This window comes from Paraburkholderia podalyriae (assembly GCF_014397785.1).
In the GTDB taxonomy this organism is placed as follows: domain Bacteria; phylum Pseudomonadota; class Gammaproteobacteria; order Burkholderiales; family Burkholderiaceae; genus Paraburkholderia; species Paraburkholderia podalyriae.
This window is the reverse complement of record NZ_VZQQ01000011.1, coordinates 159,357-177,026: the sequence shown is the minus strand read 5'-3', so window position 1 is coordinate 177,026 and position 17,670 is coordinate 159,357. Positions and strand designations below refer to the sequence as shown.

Here is a 17,670-nt window from a genome sequence, read left to right as displayed (position 1 = left end):
CTTCGGCAGGTTTTTAGCATCCTTGAAATTGATACTGCTCACCGCGTATAACCTTTGAGGTAAGCAAGGTTTTTACCAGCTTTCGGGCGAGTTTCGCGCGACAGCGCTGTTATGCGGCCAAGATGAAGCAATGAGCGCCGTTACATTGTTCGCATGGACGGCTCCGGCGTATTTTCAAGAGTCCGCCGTTGATCACACATGGGTGACGACTTATGACAGCCGGGTGAAGATTTACCCGGCGCTGGCGGACGTTTTGATCGCTGGAGAGCACTATTGGTACAGCTGGGGCAGCTTCCACGCCAGAGGCGGGACGCCGGCCAGTGCGGATGGTTTCTTGGCTTCCGCCGGGGCCAATCTGCCTTATGCTAGTTGTCTATGTCGGCCCGATGTCGATCCGAACATCGAACCGGCCGGTCGTGGAACGATTTTTAGCTATGGTCGCGATGGCGTGTGCCATCAGCTGTCAAACCAGATTCTTTGGGCTACCGGCAGCGGTGGAGCGGCCGCTGCTACGGTCCGCATGTCCAGGGGTTACTGGTTGAGCAACGCGATCTTCGGAACATACGGCAAGCAGCATGCTGCATGGGCGAGCAAAAGAATTCAGTGCTCAACCCCAGGCGGGAGTAACGCCATGAAGCCAGGACATCCGCAAGCCGATGTCGATGATTTTCAGGAGCATCTTCAGGCGACCTTGACCGGTCCGGACGCGGACGCAAAGATCAAGTCGTTGATGAAGCATCGACGCGCGTTTATGGCGCGGGTCGAACGTTTGCAATACGTGCCGCCGGGCAGCGACGCACCGTCGGCCTCGAAACTGAACGAGGCCTATTCGTCTTTTCTCCACGACGCTGCTGACATTCTGGGTCCCGAAGACTTCGAGCGAGTTTTCGGCGAACGCCCGAAAGACGAGATGAACATCGTCGATCCGTCGATATACGAGCCGACTATCCATCGGCCGATTCCAAAATAACGGAGCCGTAGAACCTGCATGTGTTTCGAAGACGAAGTTTGAACTCTGCGGGGAGCGCGTCTCAGACGCGTTTTGCAATCACGGTCGTCGAACTCGCAATGTCGAGATTCTTTTTTGCGCTTAGCTGCTTAACAAACGATCGATCCAGCAACGTCGGTGGTCCCTGCAGAATGTCTTCGACCGTGAGTGCCTTGAATTCTTTCAGTGCATTCTCGTCGAGACCTTCGGCCCACTCGCTCATGATCCAGTAAATCGACCATATGGCTGTTGTCGATTCCGGCACGTACACGCGTTCGACATCGATCGCAGATCCGAACAGATTGAGAATCCCTTCGGCTGTCATGTTGTAGTAGTGATGCGGATAGCCATGAGTGGGCTGGGTAAGCGGAACCACCACGACCAGATCGCCGCCCGGCTTCAACACGCGAAGAATTTCTTTGGCAGCGGTGAATGGATCCTTCACGTGTTCGAGAACATTCAACGACAAGACGCCATCGAACGACGCATCTTTGAACGGCAGAACTTCGCCGACACCTCGAACATCGGTGGATGGGTAATTGCTGATGTCGAAATTGACCACGTTTTCGTAGACCGCGGGACGGCTGCCGGCTCCACAATCCAGAATCATCCCCGACGGGTGGCGCTCGATCATCGCCAGTGCATCCTGATCGTACAGATTGCTTCCGGCCAGTTCCGAGTCGTAAATGTCGAATTGGGAACGTAGATCGGGCGACAAAAAATCGAAAAACTTACCGTCGTCACTAAATGGCATGTCAGTGCGAAGGACAGACTTTATTCTTTTTCTTCGTTGTTGCCTGGATTGAGCGGCCACCTTTGCGTCCTGCCTGCGATGACTTTCGGAGACGCCGAATACTTCGAAATGCGATCTTCCCGATCGCAACGCACCGAGCCTGACAGCTTCAGCGACGTCCGGATTGGCGGCGAGATAGGCCTGCTCGCAAAAGTTCAACGCGGTAACGCATTCAAGGGCTTGATCCATGTGGGTCCTCGGAAACGTTTCGAAGTCGGCTCGCAGATTATAGCGATCTGACGTTTCCGGAAGGGCGTGGTTTTTCGCTGTCTTCGACGGGGTAGGTCGCGCAAAGCGCAGGGACGGCTCCGATCGGGCCTGGAAGGCAGATCGGCAGCAAAAAGCCCCGCAGCGCAACGCATACGGGGCTTTTGTGAGCGAACCTGGGAGCCGGGTGAGCTCTACTTGGTCCCCCTGACAGGAATCGAACCTGTATCTAGCGCTTAGGAGGCACTTGTTCTATCCATTGAACTACAGGGAGAGGACCGAGCCGGACAAATCGGCGAGGACTCGGTGAGTCCCAGAGCTTGACCAGCGAGGGCAGAGTATATCAAACCGGCGCGGGCAAAAGGAGAGCCCGGCAAGGGGTGGCACGCGCAGCGACCAATTCCACAAAAACAAACGGCCCCACAGACATCGACTGCCGAGCCGCACGAACCATCCTGGCCATCTGGCGAATCGCACGTAACCGCGCCCATCGCCACAAGGTCATTTCACGGTTAAAACTCCACCACCGCGAACTCCGCCTTGCCCACGTCGCACAGCGGACAGCGCCAGTCTGCCGGGATGTCGGCGAAGCGCGTGCCCGCTGCGATGCCGTCTTCGGGCAGCCCGTCTTCCTCGTTGTAGATCCAGCCGCAAATCAGGCAGACCCAGCTCTTGTATTCCGTCACTTCGATTACTTCGCTCACGACACACTCTCTCGTTCAATGCAATGGCCGGCTTGCTTTGCCCCTTTCTGGGGCGCGCGGCGACGCGCAATATTACCGGAATTTGTCAATTCGCCCCCGGAAGACCGCTGCGGCGCGGCCGCAATGCATCCGGGGGCGTGCCCAGGCTCGCGCGGCCGGCTTCGTCACATATAGCGTCTATGCTTGGGTCTGCAGCGATTTGATTAGACAGACGCGGCGCACATGACGCCTGCATCGCGACGATCGGTCTCAGGCGAGGCCGCTGGCGGCATCGCGTGGCCGGATTTCGTTCCCAAAGGAGAGAACAATGTTTAAAAGCACATGGTTGGTCGGCATCGCGACGGCTGGGCTGCTCGCCGCGTCAGGCATGGCGCAGGCGGCGGGCGTGTACTTCGTGCAGCCGGCGGACGGCGCGACCGTCAGCAATCCGGTGCATGTCGTGTTCGGCCTCGACGGCATGAAGATCGCGCCTGCCGGCACGATGACGGAGGGCACCGGGCATCATCATCTGCTGATCGACGGCAAGCCGCCGGCGAAGGGTGAGGTCATCGCCGCGACCGACAAGTCGCTGCACTTCGGCAAAGGCCAGACCGAAACCGATCTGACGCTGCCGCCGGGCGACCATACGCTGACGCTGCAATTCGGCGACGGTGCGCATCGCTCGTACGGGCCGGACATGAGCAAGACGATCACGGTGCACGTCAAGTAAGCCTCTGATCGACAGGGCCGGGCCGGCGCGCATCGCCTGCCCGCCCCGATGACGCTGCGCGCTCCATTGCACGTGTCGTCCCCCCGGCATCCCTGCGACCGGCCCCGCGCCCGGTACAATGAGCAGTTCCGACTCATCGCTGTCTTCCCCCCAATTCCCATGTCGCTTTACACCATTACCGGAGCCCAGCTGGCGTTCGGTCACGTCGCGCTGCTCGACCACGCGGATTTCTCGCTCGAAGCGGGCGAGCGCGTCGGGCTGATCGGGCGCAACGGCGCGGGCAAGTCGTCGCTGTTGAAGATCGTCGCCGATCTGGCCAAACCCGATGACGGCCTGGTCACGCGTCAGCAGCATCTGAGCACGGTCTACGTGCCGCAGGAGCCCGAGTTCAACGCCGACGACACCGTGTTCGACGCAGTCGCCGCCGGTCTCGCCGAGGCGCGCACGCTGCTCGACGAATACGACGCGGTCGCGCATCAGCTCGCCGACACACCCGAGGGCGCCGAGCACGACGCGCTGCTCGCACGTATGAACACGCTGCAATCGTCGCTGGACGCCGCGGACGCATGGAACTGGAGCACCCGCGTCGCGACCACGCTTCAGCAGATCGGCCTGAACGGCGAAGCGCGCATCGGCTCGCTGTCGGGCGGCATGCAGAAGCGCGCGGCGCTCGCGCGTGCGCTCGTCGTGCAGCCCGATGTGCTGCTACTCGACGAGCCGACCAACCATCTCGACTTCGACGGCATCCGCTGGCTCGAAGATCTGCTGGTGTCGCTGCGCGCGGGGCTGCTGTTCATCACGCACGATCGCGCGTTTCTCGACCGCGTCGCGACACGCATCGTTGAGCTCGATCGCGGGCGGCTGCTGTCGTATCCGGGCAATTTCTCCGCGTACCAGACGCGCAAAGCGCAGCAGCTCGAAGTCGAGCGCATCGAGAACGAGAAGTTCGACAAGCTGCTCGCGCAGGAAGAAGTGTGGATCCGCAAGGGTGTCGAGGCGCGCCGCACGCGCAGCGTCGGGCGCATCTCGCGGCTCGTGCAGATGCGCAACGAACGCGCCGAGCGCCGCAACGTGCTGGGCAACGTGAAGCTCGACGTCGGTCAGGGCGAAAAGTCCGGCAAGATCGTCGCGGAACTGACGGACGTGACGAAGCGCTACGGCGAGCGCACGGTGGTGGACCGCTTCACGGACACGGTGATGCGCGGCGACAAGATCGGCTTCGTCGGTCCGAACGGCGCGGGCAAGACCACGCTGCTGAAGCTGATTCTCGGCGAACTCGCGCCGGATGAGGGCAACGTGCGCGTCGGCACGAATCTGCAGGTCGCGTATTTCGATCAGATGCGCGCGGCGCTCGATCTTGAAAAGAGTCTGGCGGACACGATCAGCCCCGGCAGCGAGTGGGTCGAAGTCAACGGCCAGAAGAAGCACGTGATGAGCTATCTCGGCGACTTCCTGTTCGCGCCGGAGCGCGCGCGTTCGCCGGTCAAGTCGCTGTCCGGCGGCGAGCGCAACCGGCTGTTGCTGGCGCGTCTGTTCGCGCGTCCAACCAACGTGCTGGTGCTCGATGAACCGACCAACGACCTCGACATTCCGACGCTCGAACTGCTCGAAGAACTGCTGATCGATTATGACGGCACGGTGCTGCTCGTCAGCCACGACCGCGCGTTTCTCGATAACGTGGTGACGTCGGTGATCGCATCGGAAGGCGGCGGCAAGTGGCGCGAATACGTCGGCGGCTTCACCGACTGGCAGACGCAACGCGATCGCTCGGAACAACTCGCGCTCGACGCGCAGAAAGAGGCGAGCAAGGAAGCGCCGAAAGAACCGGCGCCGAAGGAAAGCGCCGGGGGCCGCAATGCGCAGCGCACCGTGAAGCTGTCGTTCAAGGAGCAGCGCGAACTGGAGGCGCTGCCGAAACAGATTGCGGACCTCGAGGCCGAACAGAAGGCGATCGGCGCGCAGCTCGAAGACGGCTCGGTGTTCGCGAAGGATGCGCGCGAGGGCGCGCGTCTGACGGAGCGCTATGCCGAGATCGACGAAGAGTTGATGCTCGCGCTCGAGCGTTGGGACGAGCTGGAAAACCGCGTCAAGTAATGCGGCGTGTGCGGCCGGCACAAAAAGCAACAGATAAGGCCGCCGCGCACCGCACCGAACAATGCAACGGGCGCACGTCCGTCAGTTGCGCCGATACCTATCGCGCAGCCGTCGCGCGAGCCTTCCATCCTCCGGCGCATGTCCCCCGGCGCCCGCCGCGCCTTGTCCGGTCGGCCAATTCAGCGCGACGTCAATTGCCGGCGTGATCGAAATCAGTACAATACCCCGCGAACAGGCTTCCCCCGGCGGGCTGTGCGTCCATGTCCGGCTTTCTGGCGCGCCAGCGGAAGCCGCGCGACAAAACAGCTTGCCCGCATCGCGGGCACCCGCCTAACCCCGTTGTTTCGTTTCGCTTTTTTTGAAAACTCAACGCCATGTCCACGGCCCTGTCCACAGGATCCGTGCACAACGATGAACCGACGCACCGAGTCAATCATGTCTACGAAAAAGCCAAACGCCGCGTATAGCGAAGCGTCGATCAAGGTGTTGAAGGGTCTGGAGCCGGTCAAGCAACGACCCGGCATGTACACCCGCACCGAGAATCCGCTGCACATCATTCAGGAAGTCATCGACAACGCATCGGACGAAGCCCTCGGCGGCTACGGCCGACAAATCACGGTCACGCTGCACGCGGACCATTCGGTCTCGGTCGACGACGACGGCCGCGGCATTCCGTTCGGCCTGCATCCCGAAGAGGGCGTGCCGGTCGTCGAAATCGTTTTCACGCGCCTGCATGCGGGCGGCAAGTTCGACAAGGCCGCCGGCGGCGCCTACACGTTCTCGGGCGGCCTGCACGGTGTGGGCGTGTCGGTGACGAACGCGCTGTCCACGCGACTCGACGTCACGGTGTGGCGCGACGGCAAGGTCGCCGATTTGAGCTTCGCGCACGGCGACGTCGCGAAACCGCTCGAAGTGCGCGCCGCCGCCAGGGGTGACAAGAAATCCGGCACGCGCGTGACCGCGTGGGCCGATCCGAAATACTTCGATTCGCCGAACCTGCCGCTCGGCGAACTGCAGCGTCTGTTGCGCTCGAAGGCGGTGCTGCTGCCGGGAGTCGAAGTCACGCTCGTCAACGAAAAAACCGGCGAGCAGCAAAGCTGGAAATACGAAGACGGCCTGCGCGGCTATCTGCTCGAAGGCATGAACGGCAGCGACCTGCTGATTCCGCTGTTCGAAGGCGAGCGCTACGCGGAAAGCTCGCGTTCGAGCGAAGAGACGTTCGCCGAAGGCGAGGGCGCGACATGGGTCGTCGCGTGGAGCGAGGAAGGGCCGCTCACGCGCGAGTCGTACGTGAACCTGATTCCGACGCCCGCGGGCGGCACGCATGAGTCGGGCTTGCGCGACGGTCTTTACCAAGCGGTCAAGAGCTTCGTCGAGTTGCACAACCTGCAGCCGAAGGGCGTGAAGCTGCTCGCCGAAGACGTGTTCGCGCGGGTGTCGTTCGTGCTGTCGGCGAAAGTGCTCGATCCGCAGTTTCAAGGCCAGATCAAGGAGCGCCTGAACAGCCGCGATGCGGTGAAGCTCGTGTCGTCGTTCGCGCGGCCGGCGCTCGAACTCTGGTTGAACCAGCACGTCGAGCACGGCAAGAAACTCGCGGACCTCGTGATCAAGCAGGCGCAGGCGCGCACGCGCGCGGGGCAGAAGGTCGAGAAGCGCAAGAGCTCGGGTGTCGCGGTGCTGCCCGGCAAGCTGACCGATTGCGAATCGACGGAAATCGGCCGCAATGAGCTGTTCCTCGTCGAGGGCGACTCGGCGGGCGGCTCCGCGAAGATGGGCCGCGACAAGGAGTATCAGGCCATCCTGCCGTTGCGCGGCAAGGTGCTGAACACGTGGGAAACCGAGCGAGATCGCCTGTTCGCGAACAACGAGGTGCACGACATTTCGGTGGCGATCGGCGTCGATCCGCACAGTCCGGACGACAAGGTCGATCTGTCGAATCTACGCTACGGCAAGATCTGCATTCTGTCGGACGCGGACGTCGACGGCTCCCACATTCAGGTGCTGCTGCTCACGCTGTTCTTCAAGCACTTTCCGCAGCTGATCGAGCGCGGCCATGTGTGCGTCGCGCGGCCGCCGCTGTTTCGCGTCGATGCGCCCGCGCGCGGCAAGAAGCCCGCGCAGAAGCTCTATGCGCTCGACGAAGGCGAGCTCGAGGCGATTCTCGACAAGCTGCGCAAGGACGGCGTGCGCGACAACCAGTGGTCGATCAGCCGCTTCAAGGGTCTCGGCGAAATGAGCGCGGAGCAGCTGTGGGATACGACGATGAATCCCGACACGCGCCGCCTGCAACCGGTCGCGCTCGGCGTACTCGACTACGACGCGACCGTCGCGCGCATGACGATGCTGATGGGCAAGGGCGAGGCGGCGTCGCGCCGCAGCTGGCTCGAAGAGAAGGGTAACGAAGTGGAAGCGGACATCTGAGCGCCGCGCGCTGCACCACCGCATATGACACTTCAAGCCAAACACGGACACGGAATCTAGATGGACGACGATAACACTCTCGACCTTTTCAACGAGCCGCCGTCGGACAGCGACGTGCTGACGCTCGGCAACTACGCGGAGCGCGCGTACCTCGAGTATGCGGTCAGCGTGGTCAAGGGCCGCGCGCTGCCGGATGTTTGCGACGGCCAGAAGCCGGTGCAGCGCCGCATCCTGTTCGCGATGAACGAGATGGGCCTCGGCGACAACGCGAAGCCGGTCAAATCGGCGCGCGTGGTCGGCGACGTGCTCGGTAAGTACCACCCGCATGGCGACCAGTCCGCGTACGACGCACTCGTGCGTCTCGCGCAGGACTTCTCGATGCGCTATCCGCTGATCGACGGCCAGGGCAACTTCGGCTCGCGCGATGGCGACGGCGCGGCGGCGATGCGTTACACCGAAGCGCGCCTGACGCCCATCGCGAAGCTGCTGCTCGCCGAAATCGACCAGGGCACGGTCGACTTCATGCCGAACTACGACGGCTCGTTCGAAGAGCCGAAGGTGCTGCCGGCGCGTCTGCCGTTCGTGCTGCTCAACGGCGCATCGGGCATCGCCGTCGGCCTCGCAACGGAAATCCCGTCGCACAACCTGCGCGAAGTCGCGGGGGCGGCGGTCGCGCTGATCCGCAACCCGAAACTCTCGCACGCGGAGCTGATGCAGCATGTGCCAGGTCCGGACTTCCCCGGCGGCGGCCAGATCATTTCGAGCGAGGCGGAAATCGCCGCCGCGTACGAAACCGGCCGCGGCAGCCTGAAGGTCCGCGCGCGCTGGAAGATCGAAGATCTCGCGCGCGGCCAGTGGCAACTCGTGATCACCGAAATGCCGCCGAATACGGCCGCGCAGAAGGTGCTCGAGGAAATCGAAGAACAGACCAACCCGAAGATCAAGCTCGGCAAGAAGGCACTGACGCCCGAGCAGTTGCAGACGAGGCAGACGCTGCTCGCGCTCGTCGACGCGGTGCGCGATGAATCGGGCAAAGACGCGCCGGTGCGTCTCGTGTTCGAGCCGAAGTCGAGCCGCATCGATCAGACCGAGTTCGTCAACACGCTGCTTGCGCACACGAGCCTCGAATCGAACGCGCCGCTGAACATGGTGATGGTCGGCGGCGATGGCCGGCCGCGTCAGAAGGGGTTGAGCGAAATCCTGCACGAGTGGATCGCGTTCCGTTTCACGACGGTGACGCGCCGCACGCGGCATCGTCTGTCGAAGGTCGACGACCGGATTCATATTCTCGAAGGCCGGATGATCGTCTTCCTGAATATCGACGAAGTCATCCGCATCATTCGCGAATCGGACGAGCCGAAGGTCGCGCTGATGGCCGCGTTCGGGCTGACGGACCGCCAGGCCGAGGACATCCTCGAAATCCGGCTGCGTCAGTTGGCGCGCCTCGAGAAGATCAGGATCGAGAAGGAGCTGGCCGAGTTGCGCGACGAGAAGGCCAAGCTCGAAGAGCTGCTCGGCAGCGAATCGGCGATGAAGCGGCTGCTGATCAAGGAAATCGAAGCCGACGCGAAACAATATGGCGACGAGCGCCGCACGCTGATCCAGCAGGAAAAGCGCGCGACGTTCGAAGCGCGCGTGGTCGACGAGCCGGTGACGGTCGTGGTGTCGCAGAAGGGCTGGGTGCGCGCGCTGAAGGGCCACGGCCTCGACCCCGCGGGCTTCAGCTTCAAGGCCGGCGACGGCCTCTATGCGGCGTTCCAGTGCCGCACGCCCGACACGTTGATCTCATGGGGCAGCAACGGGCGCGTCTATTCGGTCGCGGTGGCTCAGCTGCCGGGCGGACGCGGCGACGGCGTGCCGGTCACGTCGTTGATCGAGCTCGAATCGGGCAGCCATCTGATGCACTACTACGCCGCGCCGGCGGAACAGGCGCTGCTGCTCGCGTCGAGCAACGGCTTTGGCTTTATCGCGAAGGTCGGCGACATGGTGAGCCGCGTGAAGGCCGGCAAGTCGTTCATGACGATCGATGCCGGTGCCGCGCCGCTCGCGCCGATGCCGATGCTGCCGGATGCGGCGCAGGTCGCGTGTCTGTCGTCGGGCGGGCGTCTGCTCGTGTTCGGCCTCGACGAGATGAAGACGCTGTCGGGCGGTGGCCGCGGCGTCACGCTGATGGCGCTCGACGACAACGAGACGCTCGTGCAGGCGCTTGCGATCAACAAGGCCGGCGTGATGCTGATCGGCACGCGCCGTGGCGGCCGCGTCGACGAAGAGAAGCTTGCCGGCGCCGGGCTTGCCGCGCATGTCGGCAAACGCGCGCGCAAGGGACGCGCGCCCGACAGCAAGCTGAAGCTCGACAGCATGCGCCCGGTCCTACCGGCTTAGTGGAGTCTCGACAAAATACGATGCAATCGACGTCGATATCCGGAACTGCCCGCATCACGCATGGTCGAACGCGCTCGGTTGCTGCTGAGCGGGATCGAGTGTCCTAAATGGTGTGGCGTCGTCGGGAGAGGAAAATTACATGAACAAAGCTATCGAAGTCGCGCTTTTTCTGCATCTGCTCGGGGTGGCGGTGTGGGTCGGCGGTATGGTGTTCGCGCATTTCTGCCTGCGTCCGGCGCTCGGCGATCTGTCGCCGCAACTGCGCCTGCCGCTATGGGAGTCGGTGTTCGGCCGCTTCTTCAACTGGGTCGGGGTGTCGGTGCTCGTGATCCTGATCAGCGGCGGCTTTCTGCTGATGCAATTCGGCGGCGGTCATGCCAGTTGGCCTCTGGATGCGATGGCCGGCCTCGGCATCGTGATGATGCTGATCTTCGGGCATATCCGCTTCGCGGTGTATCCGCGCATTCGCCGCGCCGTGCAGGCGCAGAAGTGGCCCGATGGCGCGCAAGCGGTCGGCACGGTCCGCCGTCTGGTGCTGATCAATCTCGTGCTGGGTGTGGTGACGATCGGCGTCGCGGTGCTGTCGCGCGGATTCTGATCTGCCGATATCGCCGATCGCCAGCGGCGCGGCTGGCGTGGTGTGGCGTGAGCCGCGACACGTCACGTCGCGGCGCCGTACGCGAGCCACGAACCGCCCGCCCGCCCTTTAATTGTTGGTGCTCGATACGCTGCTTGTGCTGTCGGCTTCGTGCGCGGCGCGGCGGGCGCTGAGCTTGTTCATACCGCATACCCCGAAGCGATCGAGCAGTGCGGGGATCGCCTCCACCGGCACCGGACGCGAGAACAGGAAGCCCTGTGCCTCGATATTGCCGAGCGCGGCCAGCCACGCGATCTGCTCTTCGGTCTCCGTGCCTTCGACCACCACCGTGAGCCCGAGCGAGCGCGCGAGGTTGACGATCGCGGTGACCATCACGCAGACGCTGCGATCGCCCGGGATCGCCTGGACGAACGAACGGTCCACCTTCAGCGTATCGACGGCGAAGCGGTTCAGATAGGACAGCGACGAATAGCCGGTGCCGAAATCGTCGAGCGCGATGCGTACGCCGAGACGCTTCAACGCGAAGATTTTTTCGGAGACGACTTCCGGAAATTCCATCATCGTCGTTTCGGTGATTTCGAGCTCGAGGCGGCGCGCGGAGATGCCGGTTTTCTCGATCGCGCGTGAGATCGTTTCGAACAGGTCACCGCGCCAGAACTGCACCGCCGAGATATTCACCGCGAGCGACAGCGTGTCGTAGCCCTGCTGCTGCCATTGCGCGAGCTGACGGCATGCGGTCTCGATCACGAAGTCGCCGATCGGCACGACCAGGCCGGTCGACTCGGCCACGGGGATGAATTCGCTGGCCGCAATCAGTCCATGTTGCGGATGGTTCCAGCGCACGAGCGCTTCGAAGCCGGTAATGCAGCGACGCGCCAGATCGATCTTCGGTTGGTAGGCGAGGAACAGTTGCCCCTCGACGAGCGCGACGCGCAACTGCTGCTCCCACTTCATCAGATGGTCGGCGCGATGCGACAGATCCGGCGAATAGAACTGATAGCAGTTCTTGCCCGCGTCCTTCGCGCTGTACATCGCGAGGTCGGCTTTTTTCAGCAGGTCGATCTCGCTTTCGTTGGCAACGGAGTACAGCGCGATGCCGATGCTCGCATGCAGCACGAACGAGCTGCCGCGCACCTCGAACGGCTTCGAGAACGCTTCCGCGGCGGCTTCGGCGAGCACGACCGCGCGCTTCTCGACATCGTCGCCCTTGATCACGACGACGAACTCGTCGCCGCCGATGCGGCTCAGCGTGCCGTTCTCGCCGACCGCGGTGGCGAGGCGCGAGGCCGTCATCTGCAGCACGATGTCGCCGGCGTTGTGGCCGAGCGTGTCGTTGACGGTCTTGAAGTTGTCGAGGTCGATAAAAAGAATCGCGAGGCGGCCGAGACTGAACGGCTGCGCGACGTCGTGGCGCAGCGCCTGCAACGTCGCATAGCGATTGCGCAGGCCGGTCAACAGATCGTATTCGACGAGCTGCGTCATCTCGCGCTCGCGACCGAGCAGCTTGCCGATCAGGCCGGTGGCGACCGCGAAGAAGCTGAGCATCGCGAGCGAGACGAAGCCCGCCATCAACAGATAGACGTTGCGCGTGTGGTTGTAGTCGGCGAATTCTTCGCCCTGCGAAAGACCGACGAGCACGCCGAGCGGATAGCCGTCGATGTGCCGGTACGACACGATGCGTGTGACGTTGTCGATCGAATCGACGTAAGTGCCCGACACGTGCTCCGAAGTCGGATACGTGCCGCTCGCGGTGAACGTGCTGCTCGCCTTGCTGGTGTTGCCGGTGCGGCGCGCGAGCACGGTGCCGCGGTCCGAGATCACAGCGATCACGCCTTCGCGGCCGATCGCCGCGTTGTTGTAGAAGTCCGACGTGAAGTAGCCTGGATCTTCGGATACCACGATGACGCCCGCGAAAGAGCCGTCCGGATGATTGAGGCGCCGCGTCATCTGCAGCGTCCAGTGACCCGACACGCGGCCGAGCACCGGCTTGCTGATGTACAGCTGGTCGTCGTTCTCGTGCTCGTGGACCTTGAAGTGCTCGCGGTCGGACAGGTCAATGTGAACGGGATTCAGTTCGGCCGTAGTGGCGAGCAGTCTGCCGTGCTCGTCGATTATCGACACCTGCACGAGCGTTTCGCTTTGCACGACGCCTTTTTCGACCGTGCTCGCGAGATCGAAATGATTGGGCGTCTTTTCGAACTCGTACTTGACGAATCGCGTGATCTGATCGACCTGGTGTATCGCCTTGATGGTGTGCTGCTCGAGCGCCGCGGAAAGTATGGCGGAAGACGCCATCGCTTCGCGGTACGTCGCATCCCGTTCTACCGACAGCCGCGCGAAGATCACGGTCCACAGCAGGATCAGTACGAGTACCCCGAGCGCGGGAATGACGAGCAACGCGCGCCGGCGCGTGACCATTGGATCGCGTCGCGGCCTGGTGTCGCGCGGCTCGGAGAAGCGGGACTGAGTCATCGTGCGGGCCTTGGCTGGGTGCGGGCCGCTTGCAAACGCACGGGCATCGACTGCGCGAAATAGATGGATGGCTGCATGGAGACCAAGGTGCCAAAGCTGCTGCGCAGGGGGGAGAGCGTGGCGCCGCGCCGGACCGTCCACAGGTCATCGGACAGGGTTCGCTATATACGTCTCGATATTACTGAATGGCACTGGATTAAGGAAGCGTCCGGGCATGGGGTATACGCTGGCGCGGCGGCGCCTCTGTCCGGCTGTTCATGTGCGCTGCATCGCCGGTCTTATGACGCGATCGATCGGTGGTGTGTCGAAGACTTCATCGACACCCGGCCGCGATGAATTCGGAGAACCAGGTATGGCGACGTCATCGCGCTGAGCCTTTTTGTGGTGTGGAGTGGCGACTTGCGGCGTCTCGTGGCGTGTGCGCGAAGCCGCAATTCGCTTACGCGAGCCGGCACGTGCCGTCGACGATGGTCACCGAAGGCCCGCCGATCCAGATCTTGCCGCGCGCATCGTCGTAGTGGACCGACACGTCGCCCGCGCGGCCGAGCGCGGTGCCCTGACGCGCCGTGTAGCGCGCGCCGGGACGACGTTGTTGCAGGTTCAGCAGACCCGCGAGTGCGGCATTGGCGCTACCCGTCACCGGGTCTTCGCCGATGCCGAAGCCGCCGCCCGCCATCAGGCAACGGACTTCGAACGTTGCGGGGCCGTCGGCGTCGTGCGGCCCGTACACCGCAACACCATGTGTGTCGACCGCATGCACGAGCTCAGCGAGCGCCGCCGTATCAGGGTCGAGCGCGAGGCAGGCGCGCGCCGAATCGACGCGCACGACGAGCCACGGTGCGCCGTTGTCGACCGCGCACGGCGGCGCGCTGAAGTCGATCGCCTGACTACGTAAAGCCGTAGACAGCGCTGCGTAACGATGCTCGGCGAGTGGTGTCACGCGCGCGGGCGGCGCGGCGAACGCCCATGCGCCGTGCATGCTGTCGGCGCCGTCGAGCGCTTCGAGTTCGACGAGACCCACGCCGCATTGCTGGATCAGCTTGCCGGCCTGCTTCGGCTGGTAGCCGCTTTCACGCAAAGCATGTGCGGTGCCCAGCGTCGGATGACCCGCGAATGGCAACTCGCCGCCCGGCGTGAAGATGCGCACGCGATAGTCGGCGGCCGCATCGGTGGGCTTCAGCAGAAACGTGGTTTCCGACAGATTGGTCCAGCGCGCGATGGCCTGCATTTGCGCGGTATCGAGCGTGTCGGCATCGAACACGACGGCAAGCGGATTGCCCTTGAACGGTGTCGACGTAAACACGTCGACCTGTTTGAAACGAACGGTGTGAGCGGACATCGACAGGCCCCGGCGCAATGGACGTTAAGGGAATTCGCGGATTCTATCTGCCTGCGCGCCGGCGATCCACCGTCGCCATAAAACAGAAACGCGCCGCCGGTGCGTGACACCCGACGGCGCGTTTGAATCGCAATGCGGCGTGAATCATGTACGAATCCGACGCGACACCGCATGCGTCGTCACATTGCGTCGACGCTATTGGACCTCGGCGATCAGCTCGATCTCGACGCAAGCGCCGAGCGGGATCTGTGCGACGCCGAACGCCGAGCGCGCGTGCTTGCCGCGCTCGCCGAATACGTCGGCGATCAGTTCGGACGCGCCGTTCGTGACCAGATGCTGCTCGGTGAAATCGAGCGACGAGTTGACGAGGCTCATCAGCTTGACGATGCGCGTCACGCGGTTCAGGTCGCCGACGTGCGCATGCAAGGTGGCGAGCAGGTCGATCGCGATCGAGCGCGCCGCGGCCTTGCCTTCGTCGGTGCCGAGCGTCGCGCCGAGCTTGCCGACCCACACCTTGCCGTCCTTCTTCGCGATGTGGCCCGACAGGTACACCGTGTTGCCGCTTTGCGCGCTCATCACGTAGGCCGCTGCCGGCGCACCCGCCGCCGGCAGTTCGATGCCGAGTTCCTTGAGCTTGTCGTACACATTCGATTGAGCCATGTCTTGTCCTCGTTTCGGTGAGATTGGATGAATGCGGGCGGGGCGAAATCCGCACGCAACGCGCGTGGTAACTTCGCCCCGATGGCAGTGCGGCTAGCGCCGTTCAGATTTTTGCGCGCACGATTGCGGCCAGACGCGCCACGCCTTCGTCGATTTTAGCCGGTGGCACCGTGACGAACGACAGACGCAGCGTGTTGTGCTGCGCGTCGCTCGCGAAGAACGGAGCGCCCGGTACGAACGCGACGTTTTGCGCGACCGCTTCCTCGAGCAGCTTCATGGTGTCGATCGCCGCCGGCAGATTGACCCAGATGAACATGCCGCCTTCCGGGCGGTTCCAGCTGACGCCTTCGGGCATATAGCGTTCGAGCGCGGCGAGCATCGCGTCGCACTGGTCGCGATACAGCTCGCGGATCGTCGGCACGTGCGTGTCGAGGAAACCGTCCTTGACCACTTCGTGCACGATGCGCTGCGTGAAGCTCGGCGTGTGCAGGTCGGTGGCCTGTTTGGCCTGCACGAGTTTGAAGATCAGCTCTTCGGGCGCGATGATGAAGCCGACGCGCAGACCCGGCGCAAGCACCTTCGAGAACGAGCCGAGATAGACGATGTGATCGAGCGCCATCGACAGCATCGTCGGCAGCGGTTCGCCCGCGTAGTCGAGCGCGCCGTAGGGGTCGTCTTCGATCACCGGGAACGGCGCGGTCTTCGCGAACTCGGCGAGTGCGCGGCGGCGTTCGACCGGCAGACGGCGGCCCGTCGGATTCTGGAAATTCGGCTGCGAGTACAGCAGACGCGCGCCTTGGGTCAGTTCCGGCTGCAGACTTTCCGGGATCAGGCCCTGCTCGTCCGTCGGCACCTGCACGTAGTGCGGCTCGTACATCGAAAACGATTGCAGCGCGCCGAGGTAGGTCGGCGTTTCGACCAGCACCGGGCTATCCACGCAGACGAGCACCTTGCCGAGCAGGTCGAGCGCCTGTTGCGAACCGGTAGTAATCAGCACCTGCGACGCACGGATCTGCGCGCCGTTGAGCGAGTGGCGTTGCGCGACCCATTCGCGCAGCGGCAGATAGCCTTCGGTCGCGCTGTACTGCAGCGCCGCGGCGGGCGTGTCGCGCAGGATGCGGTCGGACGCCTCGCGCATGCGCTCGGCCGGGAAGGTGGCCGGCGAGGGCAGGCCGCCGGCGAAGGAGATGACTTCGGGCCGTTCCGTGACCTTGAGGATCTCGCGGATCGCGGAGCTCGTGAGCTTGCGTGCGCGTTCGGACAATTGCCACATCGGGGCTTTCAGATCGCTTTGGTCCATGATCTCCTCTACTGGTATTTCTGGAACCGGTCAAAACTTCGATTATCGCGTGACTCGGCAACCGTTGCCGCAGGCAGGCCAGCAGGGTGCCACCGGTCTGCCGAACCACGCGCTGCTTATCCGAGAGTTCGCGGACCCTCGGGTGTTTCAAATTCCGCGACGAGCGCCGCGGCGCCGTCGGTCGGCTGGACGTCGAGCAGGTGCGCGGCGCCGAGCCAGCGCAGTTGTTCGCCGATCAACTCCGGCCGTGGATGCACGGCTTTCAATGCCTTCAGCGCGAGGTTCGTCGGCGCGAGCAGCTGCGACGGATGACGCGTCGAGTCCCACTGGATCAGCGATGGCAGCACGCCGTCGCCGGCGCCTTGCCAGGCGGGGAACGACCCGTCGTCGGGCACCGTCAGGCCCCACGTGAAATCGCCGCGCGTCATCGGTACGACCGGCGCGATGCGCTGCGGGTACTGCGCCTGCCACGTCGCGAGGTGCTTCGGCCGCTCGACGCGCGCGACCCAATGCGACAGATACGGCCCGCCTTCGAGTCGCGCGTGCGTCGCCGGGTTGTCGAGCGCGAACAGGCGCGGGCGCGGCGTGGCGCCGTCGGCCGCGTCGGCCGCGGCTCGCGGATCGATCGCGATCACTTCCAGGTAGACGCCGGCCCACAGGCCGAGCAGGCGATTATGGGTGCGCATCAACGGATGCGCGCCGCCGCCGGCCGGTGCGACGCCGAGCGTATCGGCGACGTACTGGACACCCTCGTCCAGCGTGCGCGCGGAGACGACGAGATGATCGAGACTGAGCGATTGAGCTGTCAGGGCTGTCATGGCGGATCGACGGAAAACGCTGTTCTGCGCAAAGGCTAGCTGCGCGCCACGCGTAACGGCTGCGCTGCCGGGGCCGTAAGCATAACCGTTGCCGGATCGATCGGCGCGCCAGGCGGATGGTTTTGCATGGCGTCACCACCGTCGCGGGATTCAAATGTAACGGCCGTGACCTGCACAGTAACGGT

General features: G+C 63.7%; 13 protein-coding genes and 1 tRNA gene. 6 read left to right on the top strand and 8 right to left on the bottom strand.

Translation table 11 applies throughout. The annotated features are described in order from the left end of the window. The first annotated feature begins 130 nt into the window (after nt 1–130). Nucleotides 131–970 (top strand): hypothetical protein, encoded by an 840-nt coding sequence (locus F6X42_RS15775; RefSeq protein WP_187635106.1) that lies wholly within the window; start codon nt 131–133, stop codon nt 968–970. 61 nt (nt 971–1,031) lie between these two features. On the opposite strand, the gene F6X42_RS15770 is transcribed toward F6X42_RS15775, so the two are convergent. The 3 genes from F6X42_RS15770 to F6X42_RS15760 all read right to left on the bottom strand — a co-directional run bounded on the left by F6X42_RS15770 (nt 1,032) and on the right by F6X42_RS15760 (nt 2,692). Beyond that, nucleotides 1,032–1,970, bottom strand: coding sequence for a class I SAM-dependent methyltransferase (locus F6X42_RS15770; protein WP_187635105.1), 939 nt, complete (start codon nt 1,968–1,970; stop codon nt 1,032–1,034). 217 nt (nt 1,971–2,187) lie between these two features. Beyond that, nucleotides 2,188–2,262, bottom strand: a tRNA-Arg gene (locus tag F6X42_RS15765). A gap of 238 nt (nt 2,263–2,500) precedes the next feature. Beyond that, complete coding sequence (locus F6X42_RS15760; protein ID WP_312892707.1) at nt 2,501–2,692, bottom strand: rubredoxin; 192 nt, start codon at nt 2,690–2,692, stop codon at nt 2,501–2,503. A gap of 307 nt (nt 2,693–2,999) precedes the next feature. Between F6X42_RS15760 and F6X42_RS15755 the strand changes: the two genes are divergently transcribed. The 5 genes from F6X42_RS15755 (at nt 3,000) to F6X42_RS15735 (ending at nt 10,896) form a co-directional block, all read left to right on the top strand. Further along, nucleotides 3,000–3,401 carry a DUF4399 domain-containing protein gene (locus F6X42_RS15755; protein WP_187635104.1) on the top strand — a complete coding sequence of 134 codons (402 nt, stop codon included), beginning with the start codon at nt 3,000–3,002 and terminating at the stop codon, nt 3,399–3,401. Nucleotides 3,402–3,560: 159 nt separating this feature from the next. Then, a complete protein-coding gene (locus tag F6X42_RS15750) occupies nt 3,561–5,495 on the top strand; it encodes an ATP-binding cassette domain-containing protein (RefSeq protein WP_187635103.1) in 1,935 nt (644 codons plus the stop codon). Between the two features lie 435 nt (nt 5,496–5,930). Next, the gene (locus F6X42_RS15745; protein ID WP_187635102.1) at nt 5,931–7,916 is read left to right on the top strand and encodes a DNA topoisomerase IV subunit B; all 1,986 of its coding nucleotides are present in this window, start codon (nt 5,931–5,933) and stop codon (nt 7,914–7,916) included. 60 nt (nt 7,917–7,976) lie between these two features. After that, nucleotides 7,977–10,298: a DNA topoisomerase IV subunit A gene (gene parC / locus F6X42_RS15740; protein ID WP_187635101.1), complete on the top strand. Its 2,322-nt coding sequence runs from the start codon at nt 7,977–7,979 to the stop codon at nt 10,296–10,298. Between the two features lie 139 nt (nt 10,299–10,437). Then, the gene (locus F6X42_RS15735) at nt 10,438–10,896 is read left to right on the top strand and encodes a CopD family protein (RefSeq protein ID WP_187635100.1); all 459 of its coding nucleotides are present in this window, start codon (nt 10,438–10,440) and stop codon (nt 10,894–10,896) included. Between the two features lie 108 nt (nt 10,897–11,004). Here F6X42_RS15735 and F6X42_RS15730 read toward each other — a convergent pair whose 3' ends face one another. From F6X42_RS15730 to F6X42_RS15710, 5 genes are all read right to left on the bottom strand, one after another. Continuing rightward, nucleotides 11,005–13,368, bottom strand: a complete 2,364-nt coding sequence (locus tag F6X42_RS15730; RefSeq protein WP_187635099.1) for a bifunctional diguanylate cyclase/phosphodiesterase — start codon at nt 13,366–13,368, stop codon at nt 11,005–11,007. 439 nt (nt 13,369–13,807) lie between these two features. Further along, the gene (locus tag F6X42_RS15725) at nt 13,808–14,707 is read right to left on the bottom strand and encodes a PhzF family protein (RefSeq protein WP_187635098.1); all 900 of its coding nucleotides are present in this window, start codon (nt 14,705–14,707) and stop codon (nt 13,808–13,810) included. Between the two features lie 195 nt (nt 14,708–14,902). Continuing rightward, nucleotides 14,903–15,367 (bottom strand): RidA family protein, encoded by a 465-nt coding sequence (locus F6X42_RS15720; RefSeq protein WP_187635097.1) that lies wholly within the window; start codon nt 15,365–15,367, stop codon nt 14,903–14,905. A gap of 103 nt (nt 15,368–15,470) precedes the next feature. Further along, nucleotides 15,471–16,667 (bottom strand): aminotransferase-like domain-containing protein, encoded by a 1,197-nt coding sequence (locus F6X42_RS15715; RefSeq protein WP_187635096.1) that lies wholly within the window; start codon nt 16,665–16,667, stop codon nt 15,471–15,473. Between the two features lie 116 nt (nt 16,668–16,783). Next, on the bottom strand, nt 16,784–17,476 hold the full coding sequence (locus F6X42_RS15710; protein ID WP_187635155.1) for a VOC family protein: 693 nt from the start codon (nt 17,474–17,476) through the stop codon (nt 16,784–16,786). Between the last annotated feature and the right edge of the window lie 194 nt (nt 17,477–17,670).

Excerpts from the sequence above, each read along its gene's own strand:
- F6X42_RS15775 (WP_187635106.1), top strand. The coding sequence starts at position 131 with ATGAGCGCCGTTACATTGTTCGCATGGACGGCTCCGGCGTATTTTCAA.
- F6X42_RS15770 (WP_187635105.1), bottom strand. The coding sequence starts at position 1,970 with ATGGATCAAGCCCTTGAATGCGTTACCGCGTTGAACTTTTGCGAGCAG.
- F6X42_RS15755 (WP_187635104.1), top strand. The coding sequence starts at position 3,000 with ATGTTTAAAAGCACATGGTTGGTCGGCATCGCGACGGCTGGGCTGCTC.
- F6X42_RS15750 (WP_187635103.1), top strand. The coding sequence starts at position 3,561 with ATGTCGCTTTACACCATTACCGGAGCCCAGCTGGCGTTCGGTCACGTC.
- F6X42_RS15745 (WP_187635102.1), top strand. The coding sequence starts at position 5,931 with ATGTCTACGAAAAAGCCAAACGCCGCGTATAGCGAAGCGTCGATCAAG.
- parC (WP_187635101.1), top strand. The coding sequence starts at position 7,977 with ATGGACGACGATAACACTCTCGACCTTTTCAACGAGCCGCCGTCGGAC.
- F6X42_RS15735 (WP_187635100.1), top strand. The coding sequence starts at position 10,438 with ATGAACAAAGCTATCGAAGTCGCGCTTTTTCTGCATCTGCTCGGGGTG.
- F6X42_RS15730 (WP_187635099.1), bottom strand. The coding sequence starts at position 13,368 with ATGACTCAGTCCCGCTTCTCCGAGCCGCGCGACACCAGGCCGCGACGC.
- F6X42_RS15725 (WP_187635098.1), bottom strand. The coding sequence starts at position 14,707 with ATGTCCGCTCACACCGTTCGTTTCAAACAGGTCGACGTGTTTACGTCG.
- F6X42_RS15720 (WP_187635097.1), bottom strand. The coding sequence starts at position 15,367 with ATGGCTCAATCGAATGTGTACGACAAGCTCAAGGAACTCGGCATCGAA.
- F6X42_RS15715 (WP_187635096.1), bottom strand. The coding sequence starts at position 16,667 with ATGGACCAAAGCGATCTGAAAGCCCCGATGTGGCAATTGTCCGAACGC.